Origin of the sequence: Dysgonomonas sp. 25, assembly GCF_010501075.1 — a bacterium.
GTDB lineage: Bacteria > Bacteroidota > Bacteroidia > Bacteroidales > Dysgonomonadaceae > Dysgonomonas.
The window spans coordinates 40,095-51,583 of record NZ_QVMN01000014.1 but is presented as its reverse complement, the minus strand read 5'-3'; the positions used below and the strand labels follow the sequence as shown (position 1 = coordinate 51,583).

Annotated in this window: 9 protein-coding genes; 7 read left to right on the top strand and 2 right to left on the bottom strand. The window is 47.4% G+C overall.

Annotation, left to right across the window (positions count from 1 at the left end; all coding sequences use genetic code 11):
• Positions 1-865 precede the first annotated feature (865 nt).
• Together D0T66_RS15395 and D0T66_RS15390 are read left to right on the top strand one after the other, a co-directional pair.
• Positions 866-2,230: a leucine-rich repeat domain-containing protein gene (locus D0T66_RS15395; protein ID WP_163358187.1), complete on the top strand. Its 1,365-nt coding sequence runs from the start codon at positions 866-868 to the stop codon at positions 2,228-2,230.
• A gap of 454 nt (positions 2,231-2,684) precedes the next feature.
• Entirely contained in the window at positions 2,685-2,975 is a 291-nt protein-coding gene (locus D0T66_RS15390) for a GNAT family N-acetyltransferase (RefSeq protein ID WP_163358186.1), read from the top strand.
• On the opposite strand, the gene D0T66_RS15385 is transcribed toward D0T66_RS15390, so the two are convergent.
• A complete protein-coding gene (locus D0T66_RS15385) occupies positions 2,972-3,838 on the bottom strand; it encodes an NAD kinase (protein WP_370520814.1) in 867 nt (288 codons plus the stop codon). The two genes, D0T66_RS15390 and D0T66_RS15385, sit on opposite strands and share 4 nt — an antisense overlap.
• Before the next feature lie 191 nt (positions 3,839-4,029).
• Here D0T66_RS15385 and D0T66_RS15380 point away from each other — a divergent pair, with 191 nt between their 5' ends.
• From D0T66_RS15380 to D0T66_RS15360, 5 genes are all read left to right on the top strand, one after another.
• The gene (locus D0T66_RS15380; protein WP_163358185.1) at positions 4,030-4,782 is read left to right on the top strand and encodes a pyridoxine 5'-phosphate synthase; all 753 of its coding nucleotides are present in this window, start codon (positions 4,030-4,032) and stop codon (positions 4,780-4,782) included.
• A 2-nt stretch (positions 4,783-4,784) separates the two neighbouring features.
• Positions 4,785-5,648, top strand: a complete 864-nt coding sequence (locus D0T66_RS15375) for a cell envelope integrity protein TolA (RefSeq protein ID WP_163358184.1) — start codon at positions 4,785-4,787, stop codon at positions 5,646-5,648.
• Positions 5,649-5,667: 19 nt separating this feature from the next.
• The gene (locus tag D0T66_RS15370; RefSeq protein WP_163358183.1) at positions 5,668-6,213 is read left to right on the top strand and encodes a DJ-1 family glyoxalase III; all 546 of its coding nucleotides are present in this window, start codon (positions 5,668-5,670) and stop codon (positions 6,211-6,213) included.
• Between the two features lie 23 nt (positions 6,214-6,236).
• Complete coding sequence (locus D0T66_RS15365) at positions 6,237-6,926, top strand: DedA family protein (RefSeq protein WP_163358182.1); 690 nt, start codon at positions 6,237-6,239, stop codon at positions 6,924-6,926.
• 438 nt (positions 6,927-7,364) lie between these two features.
• Positions 7,365-8,519, top strand: coding sequence for a WG repeat-containing protein (locus D0T66_RS15360; RefSeq protein WP_163358181.1), 1,155 nt, complete (start codon positions 7,365-7,367; stop codon positions 8,517-8,519).
• 10 nt (positions 8,520-8,529) lie between these two features.
• On the opposite strand, the gene D0T66_RS15355 is transcribed toward D0T66_RS15360, so the two are convergent.
• Positions 8,530-11,451, bottom strand: a complete 2,922-nt coding sequence (locus D0T66_RS15355) for a calcium-translocating P-type ATPase, PMCA-type (RefSeq protein ID WP_163358180.1) — start codon at positions 11,449-11,451, stop codon at positions 8,530-8,532.
• Positions 11,452-11,489 lie beyond the last annotated feature (38 nt).

The window sequence follows — 11,489 nt, the reverse complement described above, 5'->3', positions numbered from 1 at the left end:
GTAACTTGTAACTCGTCTACTAAAAAATATGCTTGTGTTAATGTCAGGGGAAGAACCCCCATTTCGTCCCGTCTTCTCCGTGAGGAGAAGCGGGATTTTTCAGTTGACAGTGAGCAGCACTATTCAGTCAACAGCAGGCCCCCTCAATCCCCCAAAGGGGGAAGTATATCATCCTCTTCTATCAACAATAGAGCCCTTGTAGGGGCGCATCTGCATGTGCGCCCGCGAACCGACATATACGGGGCAATGTTTATTGCCCCATACACCCAAGTTGGCAAGAGATCCCTCGTATCCACTCGGGATGGCAATAACCGGCCCCCTTTATCCCCCGAAGGGGGAAGTATATCATCCTCTTCTATCAACAATAGAGCCCTTGTAGGGGCGCATCTGCATGTGCGCCCGCGAACCGACATATACGGGGCAATGTTTATTGCCCCATACACCCAAGTTGGCAAGAGATCCCTCGTATCCACTCGGGATGGCAATAACCGGCCCCCTTTATCCCCCGAAGGGGGAAGTATATCATCCTCTTCTATCAACAATAGAGCCCTTGTAGGGGCGCATCTGCATGTGCGCCCGCGAACCGACATATACGGGGCAATGTTTATTGCCCCCTACACCCAAGTTGGCAAGAGATCCCTCGTATCCACTCGGGATGGCAATAACCGGCCCCCTTTATCCCCCGGAGGGGGAAATGGGTTTACGCCACCATTCAACAAAAAACGAAAATATATCCTTCTCTTAGCCTCCCACACGGGGAGGTTTGGTAGGGCTAAAATACAATCAAACTTATTATTCACTTCATCTTTTCTTGCTCCCCCTCTGTTGGAGGGGGCAGGGGGAGGTGGTTAATTCTTTATATAACATGAAACAGAAAATCTTGACACAGGCTATTATCATATTAGCCTTATTCACAGCAACAATCAATCTGCACGGGCAGGTGACTATCGGGAGTGCAGAGCCACCCGTCGACGGTGCGTTATTAGACCTGAAAATGAAGCCCGACGGCACATCTACGCTGGGGTTGGGGCTGCCCAAGGTGCAGCTAAGCAAGTTGAGACCTGCCACAGATGCAGAATTAGCCCAATCGATTGGAAACACTTCGGAAAGCTACAATATGGCCGACCATGTAGGGTTGATAGTCTATAACATCCTGGATGCTCCCCTGTGCGGAAGGCCTACCGGACCATACCTCTGGGATGGAGAGCAATGGGTGCAGCTGATAGGGATACCTCCCGGCGAGCTCAAAGGCAGCTACGCCGAGGATGTGCAAGCGCTGAAAGATCTCTACAATGCCAACCCGGGCAATACGCTACACTGGAATCTAAGTGGCGACCCTACCGGGTTTGCCGGGGTTACCTGGGAGATTGTATGCGGCGAAAAAAGAGTAACCGGCTTGAGTATTGGTACCAAAAACTTAACCTTTGCTACCGGAATCGATAAACTTTATGCATTAAGGGAACTGGAGTGTACTTCTAACCAACTAACGAGCCTGAATGTGTCGGCCAACACCGTGCTAACGAAGCTGAATTGCGATCATAATCAACTGGCAACCTTGAGTGTGCCGGACAATGCCGTATTAGCGACATTGACTTGCTCATATAACCAACTCTCTGCGTTGGATGTATCGGCAAATACGGCTCTAACATATCTGGAGTGCCACCAGAACCAACTAACAAACTTGGACGTATCGAAGAACACCGCATTAACGACGTTGAGGTGCGATTATAACTCACTGACCATATTGGATGTATCGAAAAATACAGCATTAATGTCGCTGAATTGCAATGGTAACCAGCTGAGCAACTTGAATATATCGGTTAACACGGCGTTAACGGAATTGTATTGTGGCAATAACCAACTGACTGCATTGAATGTATCGGCTAACACGGCATTAACAGCGCTGAGCTTTCATAATAACCAACTGACGACATTGGATATTTCGAATAACACCGCACTAACATCGTTGCATTGCCAAGGTAACAAACTGAGTAGTTTGAATATATCGGCCAATACCGCGTTGACGACGTTGTACTGCCCTAATAACGAACTGACTGTGTTGGATGTGTCGGTCAACACCGCGCTAACGGCGCTGAATTGTCGCTACAACCGGATGATACAGGCAGAAGTGAACAAGTTTAAGCTTCACCCGAATTATTGTCCGAATATATCTAATTGGGTTGTAACTCCTCAGAATGGCACTACGGTAACCAAGCCTACTTGTCCGTAACCACCTCACCCTATATCCCTCTCCCAATGGAGAGGGACTTCTTTGAGTCGCCTACGCTCCTCGATCGCTGATTGTTAATTGCCTACAACGAGAGCAGGGGATTTTTATCTATACAAGAAAAGTTGACAAGAAGACAAGTAAATGAGTCGACATATAGATTGTCATCCCGAAACGCGGTGAGGGATCTCGCTGCGCTTTGTGCTGTCCATCCTCGGGTCGGGATGCCTCGCATCCGCTCGGCATGACAAAAATGCTATGGTAAAAAAACAAAAAGTAACCTCACCAAAAAATGCACAAAAGAAGTATACTTTTTGTATGCCTTTTTCGCTTAATTCGTTTATAATGAGTAAAGTCGCAAGTACACAAAGGTGACAGTAGGGTAACAATAAAGCGACGCATCTGTAACTTTTTGCTCCGGCAGTTGTTTAACCTTAAAATATCAACTTATACTGCTATGGAGTACAAGATAGAGCACAACAAGGAAGCCGAACGCTTCGAAGCACATGTAGACGGCATGACGGCCGTCGTAGACTATAAGAAGCAAAACGGCTACTATGCCGTTACGCACACGGGTGTACCCAAACCGATAAGCGGGCAGGGCATTGCGGCCGCACTGACCAAAGCATTGCTCGATTACATCCGCAAGGAAGGGGCGAAAGTCCTTCCGCTATGCCCTTATACCGAGGCATATATCGAAAGGCATCCCGAATACTGGGATCTGCTGGTAGAAAGAGCGAATTATTAAGAACGGGAATCTACTCCCCACATCAGCTTGTCGCGGAGGGTGGAATAGAATGTCTGTCCCTGCCGCTTGATAACTTTCAGGGTGAAGTCAGCTTTTTTGATGGTCAGGCGGGTATCTGCCGGAAGGACATTGGAACGCCCGTCGACAGAGATGAGGAAGCTGCCGCTACGGCTCTCGATGTCCAACGTTACCACGCTGCAATCCTCCACCACCAACGGGCGTGCCGTCAGGCTATGAGGGGCAACTGCCGCCAGAATAAAGTTGGATGCTGTAGGCGTCATAATAGGGCCGCCCACGCTCATGGCATAGGCTGTGGAACCGGTAGGAGTGGCGATTATCAGTCCGTCCGCCTCGTACGAGTTGAGGAATTGATCGTCGATGTGCGCATTCACCGTTATCATGGAAGCTGTGTCCTGCTTCAGAACAGCTATCTCGTTCAGGGCATAGTTATATCCCTCGAAGACCTTTTCCGAGGTCGATAGCTGCAGCAGGCTGCGCTGCTCGATAGTATACTTTCCGGTCAGGACTTCCTCCATCGCCTTGGCGAGTTCGTTCTCGTTGATGTCGGCCAGGAAGCCCAACCGTCCGGCATTGATGCCGAAGATAGGGATATCCTTTTTGCCGATAGCCGCCGTCGTACGCAGGAACGTACCATCGCCTCCGATGCTGATGACCATATCGGCCGCAAAGTCGTCATTCATAATGATTTCGCCGACCTTGTAGTCGAGGCCTAATGACATAATATGCCGGTAGAACTTATCCTGCACAGCGATCTTTACATCATGCTTCTTCAACTCGTCGAATACGATCTTAATCTGATCTATCTTCCGGTTACGGCTCCCGAATACAGCTACTTTCATCATTGGTCGATCAATTTTCCCCAAATATAGCTGATTGGCGTCAAATATCCCGCTTTTGGCGGTGTTTAATAATTAAAATTGCTAAAATATTAGGCCAAATAAGAATTAAGGATTATTTTAGATTGCTATATCTCGCTAAATCGTTGTACATTTGCAGCGATTGTACTTAATAGAATACATGAACCGATTCATCGATGACTAAACTCAGTGTAAATATCAACAAAGTCGCTACTATCCGCAACGCCAGAGGGGGTAACGTACCCAACATCCTCACGGTAGCAATGGATTGCGAAAAGTTCGGAGCAGACGGCATAACAGTACATCCCCGTCCCGACGAAAGACACATACGCTTCAAAGACGTTTATGATTTGCGCGGAAGGATTACCACCGAGTTCAACATCGAAGGCTATCCGTCTCCCAAATTTATGGAACTGGTTATCAATGCCAAACCTACGCAGGTAACATTGGTTCCCGATGCGCCGGATGCTATTACGTCAAATGCCGGCTGGGACACACAAGCCAATCATCAGATGCTTTCGGACATCGTAGATAAACTGCAGGAAGCAGGCATACGCTCGTCGATATTTGTCGATGCCGATCCTGTGATGGTGGAATATGCCGCCAAGACGGGTACCGACCGGATTGAACTATATACAGAACCGTATGCCGAAAGGTATGCCAAGAACCGGGAGGAAGCGATTACGCCCTTTGTAGAAGCGGCTAAAATGGCTAAAAAGCTTGGACTGGGCTTGAATGCAGGACACGATTTAAGCCTCGAAAACCTGCACTACCTGTATGTCAATATCCCTTGGATAGATGAGGTTTCGATAGGGCATGCACTCATCAGCGATGCGCTGTATATGGGACTGGAAAAGACGATTGCGGCATACAAAGATTGCCTCAAGATAACAGATAACGATACTTATCCATTATTTGATACTAAGTAATTATGGATACACGTAAAGAACGATTAATAAGCGCCATAGGAACAGGAGTTTTCCACCTCCTCATCGTGGTTTTCCTATTGCTCGTTTACCTGAAACCCGCTTTAGTACGGGACGAAGAAAGCTCTCTGGGTGGAATCCCTGTTATGTTCGGCAATGTGCCCGAAGCAGGAGGCGACGACGAGCCTTTCGGGCGTGGCAGCGGATATGTGGCTGATAACACTTCGCCCAAACCGAATGCTGCCGACGTGACAACTGCCGAACCGGCATCGGATCCACTTCCCGCAGGCGACAATACCATCGCCACACAGGATATGGATGAGACAATAGCCATAAAAGCAGAAGCAGACAAAAAGGCTGCGGAAGAGAAAGCCCGTCTGGAAGCTATAGCCGCCGAAGAGCGCCGCAAGAAAGAGGAAGCCGATCGCATAGCGCGCGAACAGGCAGCCAAAGGTCAGCAGATAGGTAATCAGGTGGCAGGGCTGTTCGGCAACGGCGACGGACAAGGTAGCCGCGGCGACAGCGAAGGCGAAGGTACGCAAGGTGTGGAAACAGGAAATGCCAGCTTCGGCGAGAAATCGGGCATCGGCGGTGTCGGTGGAGGTTTCAAACTCGGAAACCGAAAACTCGGGGCGGGAGGATTGATTCGTCCGGCTTATAATGTAAATGCCGAAGGACGCGTAATCGTCAACATCCGCGTGAATGCCAAAGGCCGTGTGGTAGAGGCTACCGTGGGACAAGGGACTACGGCAAGTAATCCGACGCTGCTGAAAGAGGCTTTGAAAGCTGCCGAAAGAACACGCTTCAACGAAATAGAAGTAAACAAAGACGAGATAGGAACGATAACCTATACATTTACACTGAATTAGAACAGGACAAAATATTGGTATGAAAGATATATATGTTTTCTTAATGACAGGCTTCGAAGAAATAGAAGCACTCGGGACAGTAGATATCTTGCGCCGCGCAGGACTTAGTGTGAAAACCGTTTCGCTTGTTGCGACGAAAGAAGTAACCTCGAGCCGCAACGTAACTGTGATAGCCGACACTATGTTTGCCGATGTAAAAGACTTCGCCGGTGCCGAAATGTTGGTATTGCCGGGAGGTACACCTAAATACAACGAGCACGAAGCAATGAAGAAGGAAGTATTAGCCTTCGCAAACAGCGGAAAGAATGTCGCGGCTATTTGTGCTTCGCCGATGGTACTCGGAGGATTAGGATTGTTGAAAGGCAAGAATGCAACTTGCTACCCGGGATTCGAACAATATCTCGAAGGGGCGAACCTGCAAACAGATAAGGCTGTTGTGATAGATGGCAATATAATCACAGGGAAAGGTCCCGGACTTACCATCGACTTTGCGCTCAAACTGGTAGAAATCATTGCCGGGAAAGCCAAAAGGGATGAAATAGCCGCCGGGCTCTTAGTAAAGTAAATCAATCATATTAAATAACTTAGATGGACTTTTTACACGAACTTTGGAATTTCTTTGTTAATTTACTCAGAGATACGGGCGGGACGCTCGACATGTTAGTAAACGACTACGGCACTTGGGTTTATGCCATTCTTTTTATAATCATCTTTTGCGAGACAGGGCTTGTTGTGACACCTTTTCTGCCGGGAGACTCGTTGTTGTTTCTGGCGGGAGCAATAGCCGTCCGACCCGAAAACGACCTGCACCTTTACTGGTTGATCCTGATATTGATAGTAGCCGCCATTTTGGGTGATGGGGCAAACTATACCATCGGGCGCTTCTTCGGGCAAAAGCTGTTTAGCAACCCGAAATCGAAGATATTCAAGCAAAGCTACCTCGAAAAGACAAACCAGTTCTACGAAAAGCATGGAGGGAAAACGATTATCCTCGCCCGCTTTGTGCCAATTGTGCGTACATTTGCGCCTTTCGTTGCCGGAATGGGCAAGATGAGCTACAAGCGCTTCCTTTCGTACAACGTAATAGGAGGCATTGCCTGGATTATGCTGTTCTGCATCCTGGGAGCTCTTATCGGACGCCTCGAGTGGGTGGAGAAGAATCTGGACAAGGTCGTTATTATTATCGTCATTGTTTCCATCCTGCCGGGAGTATATGAGTTTGTAAAAGCGAAGCTTCAATCCCGCAAGGCAAAGAAGGTCGAAGAGGAAACCGAATAGAATGATTCGCCAACCGACTAAATATCCGCCCTGTCAACTTCCATTGGCAGGGTTTTCAATTTTTGAAAATGTTAATTTCTCCGTACTTATATTTCAGAAGTTAAAAAAAAGACCTCTAATCTACTCATACTGAACTATAATCACAAAAAGTGATAATTAATTTGGGCTCGGAACAGGAGCCTTTTATCTTTGTGTATGGATAACACAATATCCAAAACTTCCCAACTTTAATCACTTTTTTCAAACACTACAATCGCTCTCTGTCGCACTTCTTGCGGCAGGGAGCATTTTTTATTCAGAGCAGTTTGCCATAATAATTGGTATTTCATTATATTTGCAGAATATAGGATACGCTTTGGACGAGCGCAAACAACTTCAGCTTGCCTCCCGGCTTTCACTATATTTACTTATTCATTTACACCAAAAACACAATGTATTATGGCTTATAATAAGGATTCCGGCAACTATAACAAAGGGGATGCAAACACCCCGCCCCCTATCCCCCGAAAGAAATCATTCTCATTCTCTTATATTGTTATCCCAATCATAATGATTGCACTCATCGTGCTGGGAGCAGTCTATTATAAGGAAGCCAAAGAATTCGTTCTTGATATTATATCGCCGAAAGCATCATCGAGCAGCAATACTGAAAAGCCGGAAAGAAAAGGGCCTGTAAAGAAAGGCGGAACAACGCGCACTGATACGCCTAATACGCCAGAAGAGCCCGAAGGCTATATTCCAGCATTGGATAGCGATAGCGATTCCGAACAAGAGAGCGAAACGATAGAATATCCTGTGCCTGCAACACCTGCAACACCTACAGCAAAGGCAGAGCCTACGCCACCTAACAAACCGCAACAGGCTCAACCTGAAGTTGCCACCGCCCGAAAAGCAGAATCGCCGGAAGACCTTCTGAGAAAAATAGATAAGTACGAAATAGAAACATTTTACGAAAACGACAAACAAGGATATCGATATAAAAACAATGGCAAAATCATCATTCCTGCCGAATACGATTACCTCAAACGTCCTTCTGTCGATAGGCCTTTCATCATAGCCCGCAAAAACGGGAAATACGGGATTATCGACATCATGAACAAGGTAATCGCCCCTTTCGAATATGATGAGATACAGCGGCCGCCCGAAGTGACGAACTATGAAACAACCTATTGCCGCCTGAAAAAGGGAACAATGTATGGTATCATCAATGCCCGAACAGGGAAAATCATTGTCCCTGTCGAGTTCATCAAGATAGTTGCCAAAGAGGCCAAAGACGGAACGACAAGTTACCTGAACCTGACAAAGGATAACAAGAAATGGGGACTTTATTCCATTGCTGCTCAAAAGCAGCTCCTTCCTATCATGTATGAGGAGCGTATAAATGTGTACAGCGAAAACCTCTTCTCGGTTAAACACAATGGCTTGTATGGTGCGGTAAATGCCAATAACGAAGAAGTAATCCCTATCAAGTATAAGGATTCTTCTATGGGGTGGCTCAACTCTAAAGATCGCACCTTAAAATTCCGCGTTTCTACGGACGAGGTAGATGTATACGACTACGAAGGCAACCTGCTCAGGAAGGAAAACAAATAACCAGAAGCCGTTATTTCTTCCATATAAGGCGGATCAGCTCACCAATCCACAGGACAACCGACGTCCCTAAGATGATGGTTACCCAATCCTGAATGGTTAGCGGAACAGTACGGAATACGTCTCCTCCAAATGTCACTATCAGGATTTGTCCTATCAGGATGACAATGGCTACCACTTCGAACCCAAAGCTCTTGCCCATCCCCGTAAAGGCAGATTTACCGGTGAGGAAAGCCTTGGCATTAAACAGATTCCAGAACTGGAACATCACAAATACGGTGAAAAAGTAGGAAAGGAAGTAATCGCCGCGCTTGCCCGGTGCTATATAGTCGAAGAATGAATCGAGATGGACCGGATCGCGGAAGTATATCAACATCCCGATTAGTATCACCACAAAAATGATTCCGACAGTAAAAATCCATGTAGCCATCAACGGAGTGACAATGAATGCATTGCTGCTTCGCGGCTTATCTTTCATCACGCCCGGATTAGGAGGCAGCGAAGCCAAAGCTCCTGCAGCGAAGGTGTCCATTATCAGGTTCACCCACAACATCTGCGTGACGGTCAATGGTAGTGTATGTCCGAAGATAGAACCGAAGAATACCAACAGCAAGGCTGCCACATTAATGGTCAACTGGAAAAGCAGGAAGCGTTGTATATTCTGATAGAGCGATCGTCCCCACATCACGGCCGTATCGATACTGCTGAAAGAATCGTCTAATAAGGTTATGTCGCTCGCCTCTTTAGCTACGGATGTACCGCTACCCATCGACAAACCGACATCGGCATAATTGAGTGCCGGAGCGTCATTCGTCCCGTCGCCGGTGACGGCCACCACTTCGCCTGCCTGTTTGAGCAGGTACACAAGGCGTTGCTTGTCGGTAGGACGTGCGCGACACATGATTTTCAGGTGCTTCACCAATTCCAGCGCATCTTTGTCCGATAGCTTTTCGAAATCGACACCCGAAATAATATGATGTTCGTCATGGGCATCATCGTCCCATATACCTATCTGGCGACCTATCTCTTTGGCTGTGCCATAGGTGTCGCCGGTAACAATCTTCACGTCGATGCCCGCATTCAGACATTCGGTGACGGCTGCCGGAACATCGGGACGCACAGGGTCTGATATGGCAACGATACCGACAAAAATCAGGTCGTTTGTCGCCAATGCTGACGGAGTATCGGCGCAATCGTCATCCACTATCTTATAGGCGAAACCCAGCGTACGCATGGCCTGATTCTGGTATTTCAGCAATTGTTCTTTGATGGTTTCGTCATATTTGTCTACGGCATCCTCGCGTGTTTCGTTTCTCACGGTCTTACATTTCGCCAGCACCACCTCCGGCGCACCCTTGATGTATAACACACGCTTCCCTTTGAAGGTGTTTGATTCTACTATCGTCGCCATATATTTGCGCTCGGTGGAGAATGGCAGCTGATCGACAATCGAAGAGCGTTCGCGCACATCGAGGTAATTAATATTGTACCTGTTCAGCCAAAGGAGCAATGCCCCTTCAGTAGGATTGCCCAAGACACTGGTTTTGGCCGTATTCGAAAAATCGAGGAAGGCAGTCGTATTCACCGCTATGCTTTCCACAACCAAACGGGTTTCGGCATTATCTTTCAATTCCTGCGCAGGCAGCGAATAGAAGTTCGTCTTATACACCTGCATCTGGTTCTGGGTTAATGTACCCGTCTTGTCCGTACAGATAACGGTGGTAGCACCCATCGTTTCGCAAGCATGCATTTTGCGCACCAAATTGTTCATTTTCAGCATACGGCGCATGCTAAGGGCGAGGCTGAGCGTCACGCTCATCGGCAACCCTTCGGGCACAGCCACCACCACAAGGGTAACGGCTATCATGAAGTATTGCAATATCCGTCCGGCAATATCAAGTTCGATCCACGAGCTGTCTTTTATCGGATTCACGCCGAAAAGCGTTCCGACCGACAACAAGATTACCATTGTAATGAGGCCTAAGATAATCCAAATGATCCAGCCCCATTTAGCAATCGGTTTCGGCAGTTCCCGTTCTTTCCCGAACAGCGACATACCATCATGAAAGATAGGCACCCACATTTTGGAAAGGGCAATGGCAATACCCACCATTACGGCGGTCAGCGAATAATATTCCTGCCACGTAACGGTTATATCCGACGAAAGAACTATATTTTTGATAAACAATATCGCAAAAGTCAATACGGCCAAAGACAATCCGGTAACCCCGATAAATTTGGACAGCGCATCGAGCTGCTTATCCAACGGCGTCTGTTTCTCTACCGTTTCGGTTGCCTTACGGGCTACCTTCCCGAATTCGGAGGAATCGCCAACCTTTTCCACACGGTAAATCCCATGGCCATTGATAACCTTCGTACCCCGCAACACCATATTCGACGGATAGGTGGATTCGCTCGAGAAATGCTGCGGATCACATGTTTTGTTGGCAGATGGCTCGCCCGTCAACGTAGACTCGTCCAACTGAAGCGAAACAGCTTCCAGTAACTCGCCGTCGGCAGGCACTTCGTTTCCTGTTTCGAGCAGGACAATATCGCCCACGACTATATCTTTCTTTGCCACCTGACAAACGTGCCCGTTACGGTTGACCATAACCAGTTCGTCGTCATTGACCTGATTCAGTACGTCGAATTTTTTATTGGCATCCAGTTCGAACCAAAAAGCAACACCTGTTGCAAGGAATATGGCACAGAAGATACCGATTGTCTCGGCATACTCATTGTGTATAATCGAAATCCCTAAAGATAAGAAAGCGGCAATAAGCAAGATACGGATAATAGGATCCTCGAATTTTTCGAGAAACAACTTCCATATCGGCGTTTTAGGCGGAGGAGTGAGCAGGTTGTCGCCATGTTTTTTGCGGCTCTCGAGGACTTGTGCGTCAGTAAGTCCCGTATAATGTTTCTTTGCGTTCATTTATAACTTTTTTCATTCATGCTGTTATAACATATAAA